Genomic DNA, 21,648 nt, shown 5'->3' on the forward strand with positions numbered 1-21,648 from the left:
AGAATACTCTACAATATGAAGTGATTACGGAATTTGTAAAAAACGTCATGTGCAATACCTGCAAATTATTTTCAAAGAAGACTGAAAGGTTGATTTAATGAAGAAGTTACCCTTCGTAATAATATTAATACTAATTCTTTGTTCCTGTAGTAATCAGTTTGAAAGTGAAAAATGGTTAAAGAAACCAGAAAAAAGAAGCAGCATGGTGTATGATTTAATAAACAAATATGAGCTTGAGGAAATGACGGAAACTCAGATTGTTGATTTACTTGGGAAACCAGAACAAATAGTAGAGGAACCATTTCGTGAGTATGTATATTATTTAGGAAGAGCAGGATTGGGAGTAGATGACAGCTTGTTTCGACTCAAATTTAATAATGATGGTGAGCTTGAAAGTTATAAGATAACGTCTGGTAGCGTCAAGAATTTTGTGTAAATAAAAATAACCTTTACTTGTAGCAGTTGAATTACGTGTTGCTTTTGAACATGGCTTGTAGTTCTGCACGAGCTTGGTCAAAGCCAATATGACATCTTGTAGCAAAGCGTTGGTTATAGCCTTCGAACTGTGAAACTAAAAATTTCTCTAGTGCTTCTTCGTGAGGAAATTGTTCTTTCCGTTTCGTGTATTTCTTGATCTGCTTGTTAAAAGATTCAATAAGATTCGTAGAGTAAATGCTTCTCCAAATCGACTGTGGAAAGCTGTAAAACGTGAAGATATACGGATTCTCCACTAAAGCTTTCGTTGCTTTAGGATAAGCAGTTTTCCACTTATCACAGAAACGTTCTAGCGCTTCACGACCAGCTTGCTCATCCTTTGCGCGGTATATTGTTTTGAAATCATCACAGATCTCAGCACGATCAGACACACGCACTTTATGAGCAAGATTGCGAGCAAGATGAACACAGCAGGTTTGGTATTTGGCACTTGGAAAGACCTCGAAAATGGCATCAACCATACCTTTTAACCCATCAGAAATAAAGAGTAGCACTTCTTCTGTGCCTCTTTCTCGAAGGTCTTGCAGAAGCTCTTTCCATACGTAGGCAGACTCAGTTGGAGCGATGGCATAGCTAAGCACCTCCTTAGAACCGTCTTCACGAATGCCTACAGCTAGGTAAACGGCTTCTTTCGAAACAGTCTCACGCTTTACAGCAATGTAGGTTGCATCCAAATAGACACAGACATAGCGCTGGGCTAATGGGCGCTTTAGGAACGCATCAACATGCTCTACCATCACTTGCGTCATGTTAGATATGGTTTGTGGTGTGTAATGATGCCCATACATTTTCTCGATCAGATCAGCGATTTCAGTCATGGTTACGCCCTTTTGGAACATATGAATGACAAACGATTCTAACGTGTCGTTGGATCGCTTGTAGGGCGCTACGGTCTGCTGCTTGAACTCTCCATTACGATCACGAGGGATTTGAAGGTGCAGATCGCCGTATTCCGTATGGAGCGTACGTGTATAGCTGCCGTTACGAGAATTGCCTGTATTGAAGCCTGCACGATCATACTTTTCGTAATCTAGGAAGGCGGTTAACTCGGTTGTTAACAAGTGATTCATCGCTCTTTCGAGGTGAATACGAAAAATTTCAGTCACATCTTGTTTTGTAACTAGAGCTTGGACTAAATCTGTTGTAAAATGATTCATAGGGAAGACCTCTCTCTGTGAATTTTGTGTGGTAACTCAATTCTACAAGAAAAGGTCTTCCTTTTGCATTTATTCATTTACACATAATATTTTATACTCTCTAACGTCTGATTAGTTAAAGAATCGACTAATTCGCTTTTCATACCTTATATTTTATTTAAGTTACGATTACGGCTAGAATAATATATCGGCATTAATAATGAAGTTTGATTAAGAATGTATTGAGCAATTTAAGAAATAAATATATAAACGGACACCTGTAATAGTGTCCGTTTTTTTGTGGTGTGCCCAGCATGGGTGCTATCTCTAGGGTTCAAGTCCCGAATGGTGAAGGCAGTAGTAGCCATAGCTTAAGGCAAGGGTGTCCATCGCGAGATGGAATCTGAAGGAAGCCAGCGGCAAATCTCCGGTCTGAGGGACACGAACTTCATACAAGGCTAGCGTACGTTGGATGAAGTTGCCGCACAAACTGAAGTCCATACTGCCGAAGGCGTACGAGAGTAAATGAAGCAGATAGATGGAGAGGAAGATAGCGTTCTTACCTGGGGAGATCTGTGCGGAATGCGAAGTGAACTTCGTAACCTTGCCCACGAGGGCGAGCTGAACGTACAGAAGTCAGCAGAGGTCATAGTACGCAGGCTGTTGCAACAGCTAGCGGAAGGACCGAACATGGAATAGGAATGAAGAATCTTGGCGTTCGAGGATGGGCGATGAAAGCAGACAATCCGAAAGGACTTATCTGAGGAAAGTAGCGGTGAATACGCGAGGGTACTCGGAAGGGCAGAGCTCATCAGCGGCACAAAGAGAAAGAATCATTCACGCAAGGGAGTTGTATCTAAGGATGATCGAAGAAGTACTGTCACGAGAAAACATGCTATCGGCGCTAGCGAGGGTCGAAGCGAATAAAGGAAGCCACGGCGTAGATGGCATGTCGGTAAAAGATTTACGCAGACACCTCGTACAACATTGGCAAACCATTCGCGAAAGCATAAAGAAAGGAGCGTATGAACCGAGCCCAGTCCGTCGGGTCGAAATCCCGAAACCGAACGGTGGAACTCGGCTCTTAGGCATACCTACGGTGACAGATCGCCTCATTCAGCAAGCAATCATCCAAGTATTAACGCCTGTATTTGACCCAACGTTTTCCGAGCAAAGTTATGGATTTCGCCCACAACGGCGAGGGCATGATGCAGTAAGGAAAGCGCGAAGCTACATGGAAGAGGGATATCGCATTGTGGTAGACATTGACATGGAGAAATTCTTCGACCGAATCCACCACGACCGCTTAATGGCAAAGCTGGCGGAACGAGTGACAGACAAAATGGTGCTGAAACTTATTCGCGGCTATCTGCAAGCGGGAGTAATGGAAGGTGGTCTCGTTCAATCGACAACGGAAGGAGCCCCGCAAGGAGGTCCACTTAGTCCGTTATTATCGAATATCGTCCTAGACGAGCTGGATAAGGAACTGGAAAAGAGGAACCTCCGTTTCGTGAGATATGCCGACGACTGCAACATCTACGTGAAAACGTGGAAGGCAGGACAACGAGTGATGAGCTCCATTACTGCATTCATCGAAGGAAAACTGAAATTGAAGGTTAACCGAGAGAAAAGTGCGGTTGCCCGTCCATGGAAGCGCAAGTTTCTAGGGTTCACGTTCAGCTGGGAGAAGAAAAATCCGCGAATAAAGATCGCAAAGCCATCACTAGATCGAGTGAAAGCAAAGATTAAAGCGATCACCTCTCGGAGTGAGCCGATCCCGATCGAACTACGAATAAAGGAACTCAATCAATATCTTACAGGCTGGTGCGGTTATTATGCATTAGCCGATACGAAAAGTGTGTTCCAAGCGTTGGACGAATGGATAAGAAGAAGGCTTCGAATGTGTATATGGAAAGAATGGAAGCAGCCGAAGACAAAGGTCAGAAAACTGCTGTCGTTAGGCGTTTCGAAACAAAAGGCACACGAATGGGGAAATTCGAGGAAGAAATACTGGAGAATTGCATGTAGTCCGATTCTTCATCGGTCACTAGACAACCAATATTGGTCATCTCTTGGACTGAGAAGTTTAACGGACAGATATAATCACTTGCGGAATATGACATGAACCGCCGTGTACCGAACGGTATGCACGGTGGTGTGAGAGGACGGGGGCTAGCCGCCCCCTCCTACTCGATTTCAAATAATATTTCATTCAGAAATTGAATTGTATAGGGGCTTATCACGACTTATAGACATATGTACAAAAGACTATATAATATTAAATGTAAGAAATTGTTGACTATGCTAGATTATTGAACTATCTTATAAAGTGTTACACAACATATTATGACATCATTTTCTCATCGAAAATGATGTCATTTATTTTTGTAAGGGAAGGGGGTTCTGTTAACTAATGGCTTCATTCTTTCATCTGTACTGTCCAACAGATATAGTAAGTAAATATCGATTAATCGTATTTGATGATAAAAAGAACCATTTATGCCGCTAACAGAATTTTATCATGATCAAGTTAACAGAATTAGTGAGAGTTCAGTTATTGCGTATCTTAATTGCTTGGAACCGTTCTTTTATTGGATGAAGTATAAGAGCCTTTATAAAGAGGAACCTGTGTGGTGGGATCATAAACCAGCAGCTGTTCAAGAAACCATTCGACAGTATTTATTAACGAGATTGTATTGTAAGGTGCGAGGTAGAGATGGTCACGAAGGAGTATATATAACTAGCAAGAGTTCAAAAACTGTTCAGCTCTTCTTATCTGCTATAAAAGGTTTTTACAAAACAATGATTCGACTAAATATGTATTACTTCGACAATCCCCTTATAGGTTTGGATGGACCAGTTGAAATGAAAGACTATCCTGGAGTACGACCTAACCGACCACGACTATCACCATTAGCTGGAACCGAAGAGCCTTTATCCTTCCGAAGAGAGACAGATTCATATTTTAAGATAATTAATGATGAATGGATTCCTGAAATTATTGGTGATTGGGATTTACCTTATCGAGTCTATCAAGCAGGTGAGGCTAGCGGTTGGAGTTTGCGAGATGAGGTTATTACGAGATTTATGTTTGAAACTGGAGCTAGAATTTCAGAAATATTAGAACTGACTATTGGGGATTATAGAAACAGAACAGATATCCATGAACTTGCTGCTATCAATAAAGGTAGTTTCAAACGTAGAATCAAATTCATTAGAATATCGCCCGACACACTTAAACTATTGATTAGGTACGTTAACAAGGATCGTCGTCAATCCGCTAAAACACATATGAAATTTTCTGAATTAACAAATGAAGAGCCTATTTTCTTGTCGAAAAGAGGAACTCCGTATACATATTCTGCATTTTATTCAAACTGGACAACCATCATTAAGCAAGCTGGCATTAAATTAAACCCTCATAAAGCTAGACACTGGTTTGTTACATCAATGTTACGAGGTATATACGAATCATCAGAAACAGCTGCTCAAATAGAGGATAAGAAAAAACAATTAGTAGCTTATATGAAATGGCGTGATCCAGAAACTCTAAATATTTATGAACACTATTATGATGAACAAAAATTCCGCGAATTACATGAAAAACTTCAAGAAAATTACTCGCAGCGAGAAAAAGAATACTTCAAATCCTTAAAAGCACGTGAAAAACTAACAAAACCAGTGCAGCCTATCCACATAAATTTGGATTCATCTGATCTAAAAGATGATTGGGTACATGATTTTTTTGAAGGGATGGAGTAATAATGTCGTTAAAAGATAACCTACCAGATGATATTATTGAAAAAGTATGGAGTAAGCTGCTGCATAACAAAATTCCACAAGAGTTACTATTACTATCTAACTCAAATGGAGAATACTACTGGGATAAAGTAGATGAGAAAAACATTAAGTATTTTGCTCGTCATACTGCGGACCATCCTTGGGGTAGCCATTTTGCATTAGCACTTATGTGTCTATCAGATCGTAATCTAACACCTTCCTCAATTTCTAGTATCACAACTGTATTAAATGCGCGATTTAGAGATATCTTTACTCACTTCAACTTATCAAAAGTTGAGGAAATCCAACCATATCATATAGAACAATATGTAACAGGGCAAATACTAAGTGAGCATTCAGATCGACAACGACAATCAATATTAACTGGCTATAATACTTTTATGTTTAATCTTAAAAAGTGGATTGGAACTCAATTTAGCGATGAAATCCTAATTCAACTCTCTAAATACATACTACCTAACCTTCCATATGATAATAGAGATTTTAGTGCAAGAACAAAAGCAATTCAAAATGCAAAAACGAAGAGAAAAGAAGACACTTCTGCTGTGACGCCCTTGTTGCCTGAAATTAGAGCAGAGGGACATCTGCGGTGGAATCAGATTAGCAGACTGCGCGCAGCCTTTAAAGAGGCTATAGCACGTGTCAGAAGAGAAGCTTTGCCACTCCCTATTGAATTTTCATATGATGAATCTGAATACGCTGGAGAACGATGGCATTTTATCCTTAGGGATCTAAAAGGATTCGGACAATTTCATGGACAGAAAAGAACATATAGAGAATTTAAAGATGAATTTTGTGTGTTAGAATTTGTAAGAGCAGAAAAACTAGATGATGGTACAGAAGGTGAAGGACCTTGGTTTCTAGATCTCCTTAGACTTAAGCTTTTGGGGAATTGGGATACGGAATATACTACTGAAGAACATCGAACAAAAGTTATCGATTATTTAAACCATTGGGGATATGAAATTAATGAAGGTAAGAAAACAACTGCTCCTTTCTCACCACGTAATTCTGGCCTTTTAATTCAAGGTTTTGAGACTACTCGTACCGCTAGATTAACAAATAAACTCCTCATCAACATTGAACCTATTTATGTAGCTTGTATGTTTGCTAAGTTCGCACTCGATATAATAACCTCCTCAGGAGCACGCATGAATGAACTACTACAAATAAGTTATGACAAAGATTGCTGTGTAGTGACAGTTGATACAAGTAGTAATCCTCCCAAGAAAAACTTCATCTTCCGATTAATACCTAAGGGCAGGGATGAGCCAGAAAATTATTATATGCCTGAAGAAATCTATAAGTTCATGAATGAAATTGTAAAAATGCTTAAAGATTCTTATGAATCAGATACCATTCCAGATGTCAATTATTCAATTGAAAGTAGAAAACACTTACTTCAAGATAGAAAGTACATTTTCCAATATCAATCAAAACATATCAATGAATTTTCTATTAATGCAATTCTACGTTTTCTTTTACATGGTTTAATTGTTCAAGCTTCTGATGGAAAGCAAGTTGTCATAAAAGCACATTTGCTACGACATGCATTTGCTACTCATGCGGTACAAACTGAAAAGATCCCCGTCGATATTGTTAAAACGCTGTTACACCAAAAAGATATAGAAGTAACATCCTATTATTCAGCACCTACTACTCAACAAATCACAGAATCAGTGAGTTCACTCTATGAAAACTGGGTTTCATATGTTGATATTCAAAAGGGGATACTTAGAGGACCTGAGGAACTTAAAGAGCTGTATGATGACTATCGTGAAAAAGTAGGTACAATGTCAAAGGTTGTAGGTGGTATATGTACAATTGACTCTGTATGCCCTACGAAAATGGCTTGTGTTGGATGTGGTGCAAAGATTCCTCGTCCAGAGTTTAAAGAAGAAATTATTGCATTCTACAATTGGGCAGATGAAAGCGAAAAGAAATTTCAAAAATTGAATCTCCCACTAGAAGAAAAAAAGATGAAAATAGCTAAAAGTAGAGCCCGGAATGAACTCAAAGAAATTCAATTAATTGAAAAAACACAAAAGGATGAACTGCATGCACCAGAAATTCACATCTCCTCAAAGTAAGGAAGTAGTCTGGCTACAAGAATCTTATGAGAGAAGAAAAGAGCGTTCATTAGAACTTGGTATACGTGCAATTGATGTTCTTAAAGAAGAAGGTAAATCTATTTCATATACTACAGTCGCTGATAAGACAAAACAATTAGATCCAACAGGCGTAGGAATACATCAAAATACAATAAGGAAAAACAAAGAACTTAAACAGTATTTCTTTGAACACAGAACTTCTAAGACGTACGAAAGACGTAAAAGAATTCAGATCGATCGGAATGATATATTAGATGAATACAAGTCAATTAAAGAAGATCGTGACTTAGAACGTGTAAAGCAACGGTATATGCAGCTTACTAAGATAGAGATTGTTGAGTTGTTAATTCGTACAGAACAATACATTGCACAACAAAATAAAATTTGGTTAAAAAACCAATTTGAAAAATTCCAGTAGGTTGTGGATTATTAGTAAATAAACACGCTTAGAATAATATTTTCTAAGCGTGTTTATTTAATTATTAGTAGAGTTTTTCTAATGCAATCGGTGTGCTGGTTTAATGTTTAAGACAGGACGAATCCTCTTTTCTTTTTCCTGCATCATTAAGTTAATGAGCTACCCCTAACGCCATTAATGTTCCGTAGGCTACCATACCAATGCGGCTCTTTCCGGACACCACAGTGGAATACAACCTTTTCTTCTTGGTGTTAGCGTCAGCATTGGTAACAGCTGCTATTGACTCTTCTAAAAGGTCATCTACCAGAGTAAATCCTACGTTTCTTAACCTGTAGAACTTGTCTAAACAATTAGATAACACTAGTAAAATCAACTTTTTTATATCCAACGATGAAAAATTGCGACTAAGACAAATAATTCTCCACATCGGCATCTTACCAAATTCTTGTAGCATCACAACGACAGAAATTTGTCTCCTGTTCCTATAAAACGAAATGCAATGCGGATTAAGTTAATTTTTGTGCTTCATTTACAGAGTAACGTCCGCTTACCGCAAGCATGATTGCAGAAATAAAGATAAGTATAAAACAAAAAACATAGGAATACCGGTAACCTACAACACTGGCTAATCCCCCACCAGCAAGACTGCCAATCAGTCTTCCGATCGTGGATGAATTAGAGTAGAGCGTAGATGCATACCCAGGCATGCTTGGAAGCAGATCTTGAATGTAGCTAATGCCAATCGCTGAAATAACAGCAACAAAGACGGCGAGCAGAATTTGAGCTGCAAACATCTGCCACATCGCGCCTGAAATAATGACAATGAGATAATAAACTCCCCCGAAAACTGCACCACTCATCATTAAGATGCGGTTACTGTACTTTGCACTGAATAGACCGAGCATGATCATAAAAGGAATTTCCAATGCAGCACAAATACTGCTGACTAGTCCGACATCACTTGTCGTTCCTCCTAGATTGTTTGTAATAAAAAGGGCGGTATTGAGACTGCTCGTCCAGTGAGCGACGTACATGAATGTTAGAATCAGAAAAGGGAGCAGTATCTTAGGGTTCTGGCGCAACTGGAAACTTTTCACTTTTATTTGATCGTTTGTTCTTTTATGATTAGTATTTGATTTGAGAAATAGGAAAATAAGTAAAGCAACAAGCAGGAAAACGCTGATCGTACCTGAGAAAATTCCCTTAAATTCTAAACCGTCGATTAGAAGGGTACCGATTAAAGGACCTGTAATAAAGCCGAGAGCGAAAGCAGAACGTAAGGTAGAATTAGCAAAAGCATGATCAGTAAAATTACTTTTATTAACTGCTTCTCTAGAAATGGCGAATAATTGAGGCATCCCAGGTGAACCGAGGGCAGTGAAGACAATCATATAGATGAACAAGATCGTAAAGTTCTCAATTAACAGGTATCCACTATAAGCCAAAGCATTACAGAGCGTAGAGACAAGGTAAATATTTTTTCGATTCAAGCCGTGATCAGAGCGTCTACCAATAAGCGAACTGATCCATATCCCCGCAATTAACGTCACGGATAGAAAAATACCAAACATCCCGATAGATACTCCAAGCTGTTCCGTGAAATAAATTGATAAAAAGGGGACGCTGAGTGAAATAGCCATTCCCTGTAGAAACATACATAAAAAGAGTAGGGGATAAGAGGGAATCATAAAAAGTGCAGTGAGTCGTTTTTTCATGCTGTGCAGTTTCTCCTCTATATTTATTTAGATAGTCAGTCTGGTTATAGTATACATGGAAAAGACAGCAATAATATTTTGATCTTTTACAAGAAACCTCAACGATTTGACTAATCGTGTATTAAACAAAAAATGAACATTTAAAATGATGCACGCTACAGTATACCAACCCAGTGGAGAAAGATATCAGCTCTTTTTGTTGAGAAAAGATTGCTATGTAATCAAACTGTTTACTAATTATAATGGATAATGTAATCGAAATAGGAGCAGATCGCTTAAGTGCATCTGCTCCTATAATAACAACCAACACCTAAAATAGATTGATTTCTAAATTCTTTTGCTTAATCAAAACTACAGGTGATCTTTAGAAATCGTTTGTTAAATATCAAGTTTCCGGGTTCCGATCCATTTCACCATTTCAGGATCGTTATGAGAAAAGAACAAGCTCTGTTTCGTATCTAACGTGGCAATCGACTCCATATCCTCTTGGCTTAATTCAAAATCAAAGATATTGATATTTTCGATAATTCTTTCTCTACGCACAGATTTAGGAATCACAACAATTTCTCTTTGTGTCAACCAGCGTAATACTACCTGAGCAACGGATTTATTATACTTTCCAGCTATGGATACTAATACCTCGTTCTGGAACAAGTTATTTTTTCCTTCAGCAAAAGGCGCCCATGATTCAATCTGAACATTATTATCTTTCATAAATTTTGCATTCTCAATTTGCTGGTTAAAGGGGTGTGTTTCAACCTGGTTTATGGCAGGAACTACGTCATTGTGAATAATCAAATCAATCAGACGATCTGCCTGAAAGTTGCTAACACCAATTGCACGAACTGTTCCTTCACGATACAATTCCTCCATAGCTTGCCATGAGCCATGTACATCGCCGAATGGTTGATGAATCAAATACAAATCCAAATAATCCAATTGCAATCTATTCAGTGATTTTTCAAATGCTTTCTTTGTGCTTTCATAGCCGGTATCCTGCACCCAAAGTTTCGTAGTGATAAATAATTCCTCTCTTGCCACTCCACTGCGCTTAATTGCTCTGCCAACTGCTTCTTCGTTTAAATAAGAGGCGGCAGTATCAATCAGACGATATCCTGCCATGATAGCGTCATATACGCTTTGTTCACATTCAATTGGATCAGCAATCTGAAAGACACCAAAACCAAGAATAGGCATCTCGATACCATTGTTCAATAATACTTTTTCTTTCATATAGATCCTCCCTTGTTTGAAAAGTTAAATGTAAACCAACTCATTCCTATCCTTTTCATTCATAAGTGGCTCACTCAATCACCGCGCTTACATCCTTATTATGCACTAAAAGACAAAGCGCCCGATATCCCATTCGTGCCGAATGTTTGCCTAATCCTCTCATGACTACTTATATAATAGATAAACATGGACTATAATTGAACGATAAAGAATTACAAAAGGGGAGGATCAGATGATTGAGATAATTACTAAACAGCAGAATGAGCTTGCCAAAATTATTGAGCATTACGCAGAAAAGGACGGTGTTCATTCAACCAATATTCAGTCCTTATTTTTCTTGCGTGACTCGAATGCTTCCGTACCAAAACATGGAGTTTATAAACCTTCCTTATGTATAGTTGTTCAAGGGGCGAAGGAGGTATGGCTGGCACAGGAGCGTTTTAGGTATAGTCCTGCTGATTATCTTGTTGCATCCGTTCATTTGCCTGTTAGCGCCCAAGTCACCGAAGCCACTCGCGATGTTCCATATCTGGGTTTAAAGCTTGAATTTTCAACGAGTCAAATCTTAGAGGTGCTACATAATTCCGAAATTCGAATTAATCCGAAGGAAAATTCTAAGCGAGCAATGTTTGTCAGCCGAATGGAGTCGTCTTTATTGGATGCAGTCCTCAGGTTAGCACGTTTATTAGATAAACCTGAAGATATTCCAGTGCTTGCTCCATTAGTTATAAAGGAGATTCTTTATCGGGTGCTACAAGGGCAGCATGGGACTGTTTTGGAGCAAATTGTTATGGAAGGAAGCTCCACCTATCAAATTAAAGATGTTATTGAACAAATTACGAATAACTATGATCATTCTTTTCGAATTGAAGAACTTGCTGAAATAGCAAATATGAGTGTTTCTTCACTCCATAGGCATTTTAAAGAGGTAACAGCCATGAGTCCTATTCAGTTCCAAAAACAGCTAAGACTACAGGAAGCCCGCCGACTATTATTAACTGAATCAGCGGATGCAACCGATGTGGCATTTAAGGTAGGTTATGAAAGCCCTTCGCAATTCAGCCGTGAGTATTCCCGAATGTTTGGCTTTCCACCAAAACAAGATATAAAGCGACTAAAGGCATAGGTATAAATAATGTTAAATGCTGTATGACCATCTCTTTGGGATTTGAAAGACAGAAGGTGGGGGAAAAAGTAAATTCTCATTATACAGGCAACGAACAAATAAATAATAATTGGAATCAAGGATAATCAATAGACATCTACAGTGGATAATTAAGAACTCATGCGTTTAAATTAATTAATTCATGAGAATATTAATAATCATAAGCAACGGCTTAAATTAGCTAGCCGTTGCTTATGATGGTTTGTAGCACGAATAAATGAGTTTTATTGATGAACACTTTATAATAAGAGTGAATACAAAGAACTTATATTTTTATCGTGGAAAAAATGTATTCTTTGATGTATGACACTAAAGGAAACACCATGATATACAAGGGATTATTCAAACTTTATTACATATGTACAAAATACGAGTTTTGTGAAGATGTAATGTAGACTTATGTGGAAGATGGTTTATATTCGCTGGATTCTGTCTTTTAATTATAATTCCAACTATTATAAATCTATGTTCTATTAGCATTCACTACAAAGGTTCATCATTAGTTCGTCTTCACAATATTCTACATAACTTGTTGAAAATAACTTCAGATCATACATGATCTTATATAAAAAACCAATAAATAAACTCTAAAACGTTCTTAATCAGCTAAGTAATATCAATCACAAATTTGAAACCGATATTACTTAGATCGACTCACTTTGTTACTATTTGAATAGATTTTCATATTCAATTGTTATCTTATAATCTAATGACAACTTTTTTAATTATCTGTTAACCTTCAGGAATTGGAAATGAATTTTTTTCTTTAATACGCATTTCAATACATACTATTAATATAGTATTTTCCTAACTTTCCATCTATTAAACGCACACCATTAAGTAAACGCTTACATTCATTCTTAACTTGCCCTGTCGTAGCAATGAATAGCAAACATTTAAGCAGATGACCCCCATATATTCAGAGGTCATCTGCAACCTTCACTTAATTTGTCAAAATGGGATGAGCCAATGCGACTAGATCTTCAATATGAGCTACGATATCGAATACGATTATACGCGCTCTAATTTCACAACGTATCCTTTATCGCGATAACTCTGATCCGCTTATAATCAATATACCAAGATCCGTTTATATATAGCTCATCACGTAATTCTGCAGCTATTTTATGAATGACATTTTCTCTTTCAATCTCCGTTAATTGACTGAAGAAATTCCCGGCAAAACCTTTAAGCCAATGTTGCAGTCCTGCTTCACCATCAGTCATTTCAGTCGGCCGATCAAAATGTGTGGCATATACGACTCGAAAGCCTAGTTGCTCGAGTAACGTACTATACTCTCCAATACTAGGGAAATACCATGGATTCAGCGTACCAGCATCGATGCCGTATTCGTCATAAAGAATGTGAGTTAAAGACTGAACAACGCGTTCCACATTACCCTTCCCTCCGAATTCTGCAACGAACCTCCCTCCACCCTTTAATGCATTCCGTACGCACGTAATCACCTTGCTTGGACTCGTCATCCAATGTAATGCAGCATTGGAAAACACCGCATCGACTTGTTCTCTCAGCTGAAAACTTTCTCCGTTTTCTACGAAGAACGGAATATGAGGATACTTACGTCTAGCGGAGCTTATCATCGACTCAGAAAGATCTATACCTGTGACGATTGCACCTGATTGAGCGATCTGATCAGCCAATTCGCCCGTACCACAGCCTAGGTCTAGTATCCGTTCATCCTTTTTCGGATCCAAAAGCTCCACGACCCCCTTGCCAAGCTCTGAAACAAAATTCAATTTATTATCATAATGATCACTATGCCAAGCATTAGTAGAATTCATCGCTCACCATCTCCTTTTATTGGTAATTTCATTGTCGCATATCGAACTACATTCGTTAAATATATAATTTCTATCCATATTATAGGTATTACCTATAAATAAATAACGAAAAATTTGATAGTATCCACGGTTGAGCAACAACTCATTAATATTTCAAAAAGGTTTAAGGACTATAAGCACTAATATGAAAAGCATCAGCAGCTGTGCTGCCGTCTCGATTGGTACGAGCTTTTCTATCAACAGTCTGAACTGAGCGGGTATTTCATTATCTTGATCCTGACCTTCAGACATGCTCTTTATGATCTTTTTCATTCGCGGCTCGATCCATCCGTCGATCAAGGCGATCACGAGCAGCGATAAAAGGATAGATGCATTCAGCCACATTTGGGTTAACCCAATCTTCGTTATGATCATAAGCCAAACCCCGGTTAAAATAAGTACGAGTCCGCCAACTTTTGGAAACATGGCAAATTTGGCTTTAATAGCATAAGCAAAATGCAGCTGACCGACGGTTCTTGCGGATCTTAGAATAATGGGCATCACGAATGCAGGGCCAATTATAGCGATTGAAGCTAATATATGCAAAACAAGCAGTATTCCAAACAAATAGTTATCCCCTTTCCACTAGCTTACAGTAGTACTCCTTAGATAGGCTAGACCGACCCTTTTTCTTCTAAATGCTCCTCCCAGCTCAAGATGATCTAACATGAATATTGCGACATCGTCATAAGCAATATTCAGCTCTTGAAGTCTGCTGAACAAGTGACCGGCTATCTCTGCTTCGGAATATTCCTTTGTCGTCTCCTGAATCAAAATAGGCAAGGTATCCATTGTTACATGTAGACGAACTGCAACTGGAATCTCTTTCGAATCAATCATGGTTCCTGGACACATAATGGACCAATCGAGTTGAGTTTGTTGTAGCCTTTCGTAATTCCTAGTGTGATTTCTATACTCAGGTGGGAAGCCGGGTAAATTGTTGCCGATAAGATCAGTATGTGGAATATCCAGTAGGCCGGCTCCTCCCATTATCCAAATTCGCCCAGAGAAACTAGTTTGGAATTCACATTGGCTCATAATGTTATCGACGATACGAACAAACTCTTCTCCCTGTCCGGCATGGCCTGCTGCAATAATAGCGGCGTCTTGATGGGCAAGCGCCTCGTGGACGATTACTGAGTCCATAATATCGTCCACGATTACCCTCACATGCTTTACGTAATGCTCTCCTAGTTGATCATAAAGCTTCTCAGAATTTCGCACAAATGCGGTCATTTCATGCCCCATTTTTATCCCTTGTAGCAACACTCTTTTCCCTATATTTCCCGTTGCTCCAAAAACAATAATTTTCATTCTCTTACCTCCTCTTTAATGGCCACAATATTAGGTGACTCAAGCTTAGCATCACTTCAAAATAATGTTAAGAACCCACTTTAAAGTAGGGTACTAACTTAAAAGTAAGCATGAATGACAGAGCTGGCCACCTAAAAAATATACTCGGAGGTTGAGAGGTCAAGATGGTTTTTTAGCCAGATTGGAGACAAATCATCACAATAAGAAAATTATTATTTCAAGATTGATTACTAACTCATTTATAGAATACGACTGTAGGTAAACAAAAGCTGCCCGAGGAATCTCATGGCAGCTTTTGTTTTGAGTTGACTGAATTAATGTAGTGTTCATTGAACTGAAACTGATTTATGACGCAGAACCTTCATATTTCCTTTTATTATATAAATGCTATTCTTAACATGTACAGAAGTGCTTGAATAAGGATGTACAGATTTGACGAGAGCAATCATACTTGTCTCAAGGGAGAGATGAGTATGTACATCACGTTGAATGTTCAATCGAATATGGAGATTCGTAGTTTACTAGATTTACCTAAACTCAAATTATTAATGGAGAATCTCAATATGAAAATTAATAAAAGTCAGTTAGCAAGAGAACTGGGTGTGGATCGTCGAACCATTCAGAAATACTTAGATGGATTTACACGAAAGAGATCACGGGACAAAGGTTCCAAAATCGATGAGTATTATGAAATCATTGCTGCACTGCTATCCACAGACAGCAAGCAAGTGTTTTACTACAAACGAGTGCTTTGGCAGTACCTAACAGACAATCATGGACTGCAATGTTCTGCATCTGCCTTTAGAGCATACATCGCTCGGAAACCAGAGTTTGAAGCTTACTTTAAGCATGGACAGCGTATGTCTTCACCACAAGGAACCATTCGCTTTGAAACAGATCCAGGTGTGCAGGCTCAGTTAGACTGGAAAGAAAGCATTCCCTTTGAAACGAAAGAAGGAGAAAAGGTGGAAGTGAATGTAGCTGTGCTGTTGCTCTCCTATTCACGGTTTAGGGTGTACCATATGAGCGTGTCAAAGTCACAAAGCGTGCTTCTATCCTTCCTGACCGAGGCCTTTGAAATTATTGGTGGTGTTCCGCACGAGATCCTAACTGACAACATGAAGACGGTCATGGACGAAGCCAGAACGGAACATACTGCTGGAAAAGTGAATACGAGGTTTGCTGGATATGCAGCTGACTTTGGATTTCGAGTGAGACCCTGTATCGCAGGACGTCCTCGCACCAAAGGAAAGGTGGAAGCACAAATGAAAATCTTAGATGAGATCCATGCCTACCAAGGTCAGTTAAGCTTACTAGAGCTTCAAGTCTACATTCAGAGGCTATGCGATCGTATAAACCAATCGTTTCATCAAGGAACGGGAAAAGTACCAGTTCTAGCCTTAGAAAAGGAAAAGAACTCCTTACACCCGTTACCAGCGGAGCGTGTAAGAAGTTCCTATCGCATACATTATAAGCTTGTGAAGATCAATGTATCGAACATGATCTCCTACCAATCCAGACAATACTCAGTCCCCACTGGGTATCAAGGAAAAACGGTAGGTATACAAGTCTATGAAGATTGTCTATGCCGAGCTATCCAGATATTAATGACTTGGCCAAGAAGAACCTACGAGCGATTGGAGGTGCATTCGATTGAATATAACCACCTACCAGCAAGCCGTAAGAAGCCTAGAGTATTTAGGCCTTAAGCAAATGGTAAGCCATCTGAACGAAGTCGTCGATTTCAGTATTCACAACCAACTGTCGTTTATGGATACGCTTGTGAAGCTCACAAGCTATGAGATTGATGTGCGTGAACAGAACATGATTCACGCGATGGTGAAGGTTGGTGCTTTTCCCCACCAGAAGGAGTTTTCAGAGTTTGACTTTAGTTTTCAGCCCTCCGTAAACCGTGAACAAATGCTAGACTTCGCTAGCTTGCGCTTCATTGAAGGAAATGAAAACATTGTATTCCTAGGTCCCAGTGGTGTTGGGAAAACCCATTTAGCTACGTCAATTGGCATCGCTGCAGCAAAGAAACGTACAAGTACGTACTTCATAAAATGTCATGATCTGATTCAGAATTTGAAACGCGCCATGCTAGAAAATCGTCTGGAAGCAAGATTGAAGCACTACACAAAATACAAGCTGCTCATCATTGATGAGATTGGCTATCTTCCTATTGAACCCGAAGATGCCAAACTGTTCTTTCAGCTCATTGATATGCGTTATGAGAAACGTAGCACGATCTTTACAACGAATGTTAATTTCAGAGCATGGGATGAAGTGTTTCGTGAACCGAAGCTAGCCAATGCAATCTTAGATCGTATTCTGCATCACGCAACCGTTGTTACCATTGTAGGCGAATCTTACCGATTGAAGGATCATTTAGTTCAAGAGGACAAGTGATTTTGTACATCCTTAGACAAGCGAAAGTGTACATGTTTATGTTGACATTTACATATTATGATTTTCTCCCCATACACACATGACTTCTGCTACAGGAATCAATGTTCTGCCGTATTCACTAAGAGAATACTCTACTTTGGGGGGGACAGAGGGGTAGACCTTTCTATCGACTATGCCTTCTCGTTCCAAATCTCGAAGATGTTGTGAAAGCATTTTTTGTGAAACATCAGGTATAAGCTTCTCCAAATCGTTAAATCTCTTTTTGGATTCAATCAAATGCCATAAAATCATTGGCTTCCATTTTCCACCTAAAACATGAATGAGTGTCTCAACTGGACATTCACGCTGACGTAACATTGATAAATCATCTCCTTTCTTTTTAAGTAAGAGCACCTAAAATAACAAACCAAATGTTAAAATAGCTCCTATAACTCGAACTTGGTGCTCTAGTAGTGTATTGTATTCTCTTACAATATAGCCTTGCTCAATACATTCTCATGAATATCACCATAAAATTTACTAGAAGACGTCGGTGTCGCTTGAATAACCGAAATAAAGTCCTTTCCCGGAATGATGGTTAACTCCTGTCCGCCAAATCCTCTCGCACCGTATCCATTCGGATAGAGCAACCATAGAAACCCATATCCGTTATCAGTTGCCCTTGTGTCTACGATAGCATGGGAAGATGACGTACTAACGATTTGTTTTATATATTCAGAGGAAACAATCTGTTTACCGTTAAATTTTCCGTCATTTAGAAGCAACAGCCCGATTTTTGCAAGGTCTCTTGCGGACAAATCAGACGCTTCCTCCCCTTTCATCACCGTATAGGAGAAGCCACATGGACTTTGAGGCCAGCTTCCACTAATCATATCGAGTGGCTCATATAAGTATTCCTTTGCTATGTCGTATGCGGTGCCTCCACATGCTCTGCCAATAACAGCAGATAACAGCATCACATCCCATTCCTTATACTGAAAATGCATGCCAGGTACACTATTCATAGCAATATCCGCAATATGTGCCGTCCAATCATTCGTTCTCATCATTTGCGCAACCATCGGACAATGATAGTGGACTCCTCCATTCCAGTAAATGCCTGAAGTCATTGTAAGCAAATGCCGTATTGTAATTAGCTTGTGATAAGGATGATGCTGCTGTGAAAACTCCTGCAAATAATTCCCGATTGGTTCATCTAAGCTTTTAATAATCGCCTTATCAAGACATATCCCGGTCACAACAGACAAAATACTTTTCCAGATTGATTTAATATGGTTTCTGCTATGCTCATCATACTTATTGTAGTAATGTTCAAACACAATTTTTTCATTCTTCACCACTAACACACTATTCACTAGGCGGTATCTTTTTTGCCTAATATAATGATCTACCTGCTCTAGCACATTTCGATCCAGACCTTCTTCTTCAGGAGTAGAGAACGACCACTCATAGCTCATAATAACACCTGCTTTATATATTTACCGATAATAGAATGTTCGTTGATTCCTAATTTCTCTGGCGTTCCCTGAGCAATGACATAGCCACCATAGCTGCCGCCGCCAGGCCCCATTTCAATGATATAATCACAGTTTGCCAAGACAGAAGGATCATGCTCTGTAACGATGACGGTATTCCCTGCATCAACGAGCTGCTGCAACAACTCAATTAAACGGGCAGTATCTGAGAACGATAGACCTGTTGTTGGTTCATCAAGGATATAAACATTGCCGCTGCCAGTTTGTTTGCAAAGCTCCTTAGCCAGTTTAATTCGTTGAGCTTCACCGCCTGATATCGTTGGTGTTTTTTGTCCAAGCGTTATGTACCCTAATCCAACACGTTGAAGCGTGGTCAAAATAGCCGATACTGATTTATTGTAAGCCTCTGATTGTTCGAGGCCGAAGAACTCTGCTGCCTCAGCTACGCTCATGTTCATGATGTCCTTTATGTTTTTACCATCCAGCGTTACGCTTAATGCTTCTTCAATAAAACCTGTACCGCCACATATTTCACATTCTACTTCGACAAAATTTCCGAATCCAATATAATAGCTCTTGATGCCATCTCCTTTGCATGCTCTGCATCCACCCTCAGAATTTATTGTGAATAATCCAGCCGTATATCCGCCGTCAATGGCTTCAGGCTTATTGGCTAGCATCGCACGCACTTTATCCGTTATCTTTGTGTAGGTAGCGGGACAGGAAGTTTTACTTCTGCCGATCGGTCGTTGGTCAACGACAATGCATTTTTTGATATGCTCAATGCCAGTTACTAGTACACCGTCATCGGGGGTAGTCGATTCATCACTCTCATCTCGATCATACACGAGCTTGGACTTTAACAACTGCCTCAGCTTGAGGACCAATGTATCGTTAATTAAGCTAGATTTTCCACTACCCGATACCCCTGCAATGCCTACCATCAATCCCAGTGGAATGGAAACAGTGAGATTCTTCAAATTATGTAAAGTCGCATGTTCGATCTTTAGTAACTTCTCCGTATCTATTGGTTTATAGTAACGTTTAGCGTTTAATCTTAAATTGCCTGAGAGATAAGGTGCCGTTCTAGAATTATCACACAGCATAAACTGTTCTGGACTGCCTTGGAAAATCCTCTCACCGCCGAATATCCCTGCGTCTGGTCCTAGATCGATAATATAATCTGCTGCACGCATGAAATTTTCATCATGCTCTACTGCAACAACCGTATTACCACGATTGACAAGACTACGAACGATGTTGATTAATGTTTCTTTCTCCGTCTCATGCAGCCCAATGGTAGGCTCATCTAATATAAATATGATCGAGTCCATCTCTGCAATAATAAATGATGCAAGGAAGAGACGCTGAATCTCTCCTCCCGAAAGCGTTGGCACCTGACGTGATAGCGCGAGGTGGTGCAAACCGACATCTACCATACACTGAAGCTTTAAGATGATTTCATCAATAATGTTTTTGCCAGGTAATGATCCTCTTTCATCCTGCAAATACGTTAAAAGCTCATCTATATACATATTCTCTAGCTCAGTAATTGTTTTCCCCGCTATGGTTGTATGAATCGCTTGTTCACCAAGGCCTGTACCATGGCATTTAGGGCACACGACTAATGCTAACTTAACTCCCCACAGCTCGACTTCCTTGCCTTCTTTATTGTGCCGCATATGCTTGCTTATCGCATGCTTTTGTATATCGTGGAAAAATACGACTGCACCGACAAATCCACTTAAACGACAGCCGTATTTGAACAATAACATCTGCTCGTCTGATAAATCTCCGATTGGAGCATTCACATCGATACGATGCAGCTCACAGAATTTTTTGAAATTAGCTTTATGTATTCGATGCTTCATTAGAAAACCATCAAATATGCTCTTAATAGGGATTGTCTTATTAATGATGGCTTCTTCGTCAGTCTCTTGATGTCGTCCTGTTCCTAAACATTTTACACACATTCCTTTAGGGGAATTCTTCTGAAAAAACTCCATCGATAGTGGTAAGCCATCATCGTACATAGACTCTCGATCTCCATAGGAAGCATAGAGAACAGCTAGTAAATGACCAACCTTCGACCTCGTACCAACTGTGCTTCTAGGATTCGATTGACGTATAATACGCTGTTCAACCGCAACAGTGGGAGAAAGACCAGTGATCGTTTCGAACTTGGAGTCTGTATCCACCGTATATTGTTCTCCTGAAAATAACAGATATCTACGTTTACCTTCTTCATATAAAGTGTCAAAAGCTAGACTAGATTTGCCACTCCCTGATACACCAGTAATAACCGTCAATTTATTTCGAGGAATGCGGACCTCAATGTTTTTGAGATTATGTATTCGAGCACCTTTTATTTCGATAAACTCATTCATATTTTCCTCCACACGACAAATTGGCTTGCGATGAGAGACTATTCATGATGCGATTCGAGACTTGATTCGAATTGACATAAAGCGTAGTTTCATTCCATATTAACAAACACATGTTCTTATGTAAATATTTACATAATTTCGAACAGTT

17 protein-coding genes and 1 pseudogene are annotated in these 21,648 nt (G+C 39.2%); 9 read left to right on the top strand and 9 right to left on the bottom strand.

What is annotated here, in order from left to right:
* The first annotated feature begins 97 nt into the window (after positions 1 to 97).
* A complete protein-coding gene (locus NSQ99_RS10920) occupies positions 98 to 436 on the top strand; it encodes a hypothetical protein (protein ID WP_340836561.1) in 339 nt (112 codons plus the stop codon).
* A 31-nt stretch (positions 437 to 467) separates the two neighbouring features.
* Here NSQ99_RS10920 and NSQ99_RS10925 read toward each other — a convergent pair whose 3' ends face one another.
* Positions 468 to 1,652 (bottom strand): IS256 family transposase, encoded by a 1,185-nt coding sequence (locus NSQ99_RS10925; protein ID WP_210178541.1) that lies wholly within the window; start codon positions 1,650 to 1,652, stop codon positions 468 to 470.
* Positions 1,653 to 2,156: 504 nt separating this feature from the next.
* On the opposite strand from NSQ99_RS10925, the gene NSQ99_RS10930 reads away from it, so the two are divergent.
* From NSQ99_RS10930 to NSQ99_RS10950, 5 genes are all read left to right on the top strand, one after another.
* Entirely contained in the window at positions 2,157 to 2,330 is a 174-nt protein-coding gene (locus tag NSQ99_RS10930) for a hypothetical protein (protein ID WP_251671621.1), read from the top strand.
* A gap of 163 nt (positions 2,331 to 2,493) precedes the next feature.
* Positions 2,494 to 3,756, top strand: coding sequence for a group II intron reverse transcriptase/maturase (ltrA, locus tag NSQ99_RS10935; RefSeq protein ID WP_340836563.1), 1,263 nt, complete (start codon positions 2,494 to 2,496; stop codon positions 3,754 to 3,756).
* A gap of 449 nt (positions 3,757 to 4,205) precedes the next feature.
* Complete coding sequence (locus tag NSQ99_RS10940; protein ID WP_340836565.1) at positions 4,206 to 5,393, top strand: tyrosine-type recombinase/integrase; 1,188 nt, start codon at positions 4,206 to 4,208, stop codon at positions 5,391 to 5,393.
* Positions 5,394 to 5,395: 2 nt separating this feature from the next.
* A complete protein-coding gene (locus NSQ99_RS10945) occupies positions 5,396 to 7,522 on the top strand; it encodes a site-specific integrase (protein WP_340836567.1) in 2,127 nt (708 codons plus the stop codon).
* Positions 7,491 to 7,961, top strand: a complete 471-nt coding sequence (locus NSQ99_RS10950; RefSeq protein WP_340836569.1) for a hypothetical protein — start codon at positions 7,491 to 7,493, stop codon at positions 7,959 to 7,961. The genes NSQ99_RS10945 and NSQ99_RS10950 overlap by 32 nt, the downstream gene beginning before the upstream one ends.
* A gap of 506 nt (positions 7,962 to 8,467) precedes the next feature.
* Here the strand turns inward: NSQ99_RS10950 and NSQ99_RS10955 are convergent.
* Both NSQ99_RS10955 and NSQ99_RS10960 read right to left on the bottom strand, forming a co-directional pair.
* Positions 8,468 to 9,676, bottom strand: coding sequence for a sugar efflux transporter (locus NSQ99_RS10955; protein ID WP_340836570.1), 1,209 nt, complete (start codon positions 9,674 to 9,676; stop codon positions 8,468 to 8,470).
* A gap of 378 nt (positions 9,677 to 10,054) precedes the next feature.
* Entirely contained in the window at positions 10,055 to 10,909 is an 855-nt protein-coding gene (locus NSQ99_RS10960; protein ID WP_340836572.1) for an aldo/keto reductase, read from the bottom strand.
* A 232-nt stretch (positions 10,910 to 11,141) separates the two neighbouring features.
* Between NSQ99_RS10960 and NSQ99_RS10965 the strand changes: the two genes are divergently transcribed.
* Positions 11,142 to 12,035 carry an AraC family transcriptional regulator gene (locus NSQ99_RS10965; protein ID WP_340836574.1) on the top strand — a complete coding sequence of 298 codons (894 nt, stop codon included), beginning with the start codon at positions 11,142 to 11,144 and terminating at the stop codon, positions 12,033 to 12,035.
* A gap of 1,067 nt (positions 12,036 to 13,102) precedes the next feature.
* Here the strand turns inward: NSQ99_RS10965 and NSQ99_RS10970 are convergent.
* The 3 genes from NSQ99_RS10970 to NSQ99_RS10980 form a co-directional block, all read right to left on the bottom strand.
* Entirely contained in the window at positions 13,103 to 13,876 is a 774-nt protein-coding gene (locus NSQ99_RS10970; RefSeq protein ID WP_340836576.1) for a methyltransferase domain-containing protein, read from the bottom strand.
* A gap of 153 nt (positions 13,877 to 14,029) precedes the next feature.
* On the bottom strand, positions 14,030 to 14,482 hold the full coding sequence (locus tag NSQ99_RS10975) for a DUF2269 family protein (RefSeq protein WP_340836578.1): 453 nt from the start codon (positions 14,480 to 14,482) through the stop codon (positions 14,030 to 14,032).
* Between the two features lie 18 nt (positions 14,483 to 14,500).
* Positions 14,501 to 15,229, bottom strand: coding sequence for an NAD(P)-dependent oxidoreductase (locus NSQ99_RS10980; protein WP_340836580.1), 729 nt, complete (start codon positions 15,227 to 15,229; stop codon positions 14,501 to 14,503).
* A 473-nt stretch (positions 15,230 to 15,702) separates the two neighbouring features.
* On the opposite strand from NSQ99_RS10980, the pseudogene istA reads away from it, so the two are divergent.
* A pseudogene (gene istA / locus NSQ99_RS10985) lies at positions 15,703 to 16,886 on the top strand (IS21 family transposase).
* A 56-nt stretch (positions 16,887 to 16,942) separates the two neighbouring features.
* Positions 16,943 to 17,638 (top strand): IS21-like element helper ATPase IstB, encoded by a 696-nt coding sequence (istB, locus tag NSQ99_RS10990; RefSeq protein WP_445670546.1) that lies wholly within the window; start codon positions 16,943 to 16,945, stop codon positions 17,636 to 17,638.
* A 48-nt stretch (positions 17,639 to 17,686) separates the two neighbouring features.
* On the opposite strand, the gene NSQ99_RS10995 is transcribed toward istB, so the two are convergent.
* The 3 genes from NSQ99_RS10995 to NSQ99_RS11005 form a co-directional block, all read right to left on the bottom strand.
* On the bottom strand, positions 17,687 to 17,995 hold the full coding sequence (locus NSQ99_RS10995) for a winged helix-turn-helix transcriptional regulator (RefSeq protein WP_340836583.1): 309 nt from the start codon (positions 17,993 to 17,995) through the stop codon (positions 17,687 to 17,689).
* A 110-nt stretch (positions 17,996 to 18,105) separates the two neighbouring features.
* The gene (locus NSQ99_RS11000; protein WP_340836585.1) at positions 18,106 to 19,095 is read right to left on the bottom strand and encodes a serine hydrolase domain-containing protein; all 990 of its coding nucleotides are present in this window, start codon (positions 19,093 to 19,095) and stop codon (positions 18,106 to 18,108) included.
* On the bottom strand, positions 19,092 to 21,500 hold the full coding sequence (locus tag NSQ99_RS11005) for an excinuclease ABC subunit UvrA (RefSeq protein WP_340836587.1): 2,409 nt from the start codon (positions 21,498 to 21,500) through the stop codon (positions 19,092 to 19,094). Before NSQ99_RS11005 ends, NSQ99_RS11000 begins: the two co-directional genes overlap by 4 nt.
* Between the last annotated feature and the right edge of the window lie 148 nt (positions 21,501 to 21,648).

This window comes from Paenibacillus sp. FSL W7-1287, assembly GCF_038004245.1.
GTDB classification, from domain to species: Bacteria; Bacillota; Bacilli; order Paenibacillales; family Paenibacillaceae; genus Pristimantibacillus; species Pristimantibacillus camelliae.

Bases quoted from the DNA above. Each gene is read 5' to 3' on its own strand.
- NSQ99_RS10920 (WP_340836561.1), top strand. From the start codon at position 98: ATGAAGAAGTTACCCTTCGTAATAATATTAATACTAATTCTTTGTTCC.
- NSQ99_RS10925 (WP_210178541.1), bottom strand. From the start codon at position 1,652: ATGAATCATTTTACAACAGATTTAGTCCAAGCTCTAGTTACAAAACAA.
- NSQ99_RS10930 (WP_251671621.1), top strand. From the start codon at position 2,157: ATGAAGCAGATAGATGGAGAGGAAGATAGCGTTCTTACCTGGGGAGAT.
- ltrA (WP_340836563.1), top strand. From the start codon at position 2,494: ATGATCGAAGAAGTACTGTCACGAGAAAACATGCTATCGGCGCTAGCG.
- NSQ99_RS10945 (WP_340836567.1), top strand. From the start codon at position 5,396: ATGTCGTTAAAAGATAACCTACCAGATGATATTATTGAAAAAGTATGG.
- NSQ99_RS10950 (WP_340836569.1), top strand. From the start codon at position 7,491: ATGCACCAGAAATTCACATCTCCTCAAAGTAAGGAAGTAGTCTGGCTA.
- NSQ99_RS10955 (WP_340836570.1), bottom strand. From the start codon at position 9,676: ATGAAAAAACGACTCACTGCACTTTTTATGATTCCCTCTTATCCCCTA.
- NSQ99_RS10960 (WP_340836572.1), bottom strand. From the start codon at position 10,909: ATGAAAGAAAAAGTATTATTGAACAATGGTATCGAGATGCCTATTCTT.
- NSQ99_RS10965 (WP_340836574.1), top strand. From the start codon at position 11,142: ATGATTGAGATAATTACTAAACAGCAGAATGAGCTTGCCAAAATTATT.
- NSQ99_RS10970 (WP_340836576.1), bottom strand. From the start codon at position 13,876: ATGAATTCTACTAATGCTTGGCATAGTGATCATTATGATAATAAATTG.
- NSQ99_RS10980 (WP_340836580.1), bottom strand. From the start codon at position 15,229: ATGAAAATTATTGTTTTTGGAGCAACGGGAAATATAGGGAAAAGAGTG.
- istB (WP_445670546.1), top strand. From the start codon at position 16,943: ATGGTAAGCCATCTGAACGAAGTCGTCGATTTCAGTATTCACAACCAA.
- NSQ99_RS10995 (WP_340836583.1), bottom strand. From the start codon at position 17,995: ATGTTACGTCAGCGTGAATGTCCAGTTGAGACACTCATTCATGTTTTA.
- NSQ99_RS11000 (WP_340836585.1), bottom strand. From the start codon at position 19,095: ATGAGCTATGAGTGGTCGTTCTCTACTCCTGAAGAAGAAGGTCTGGAT.
- NSQ99_RS11005 (WP_340836587.1), bottom strand. From the start codon at position 21,500: ATGAATGAGTTTATCGAAATAAAAGGTGCTCGAATACATAATCTCAAA.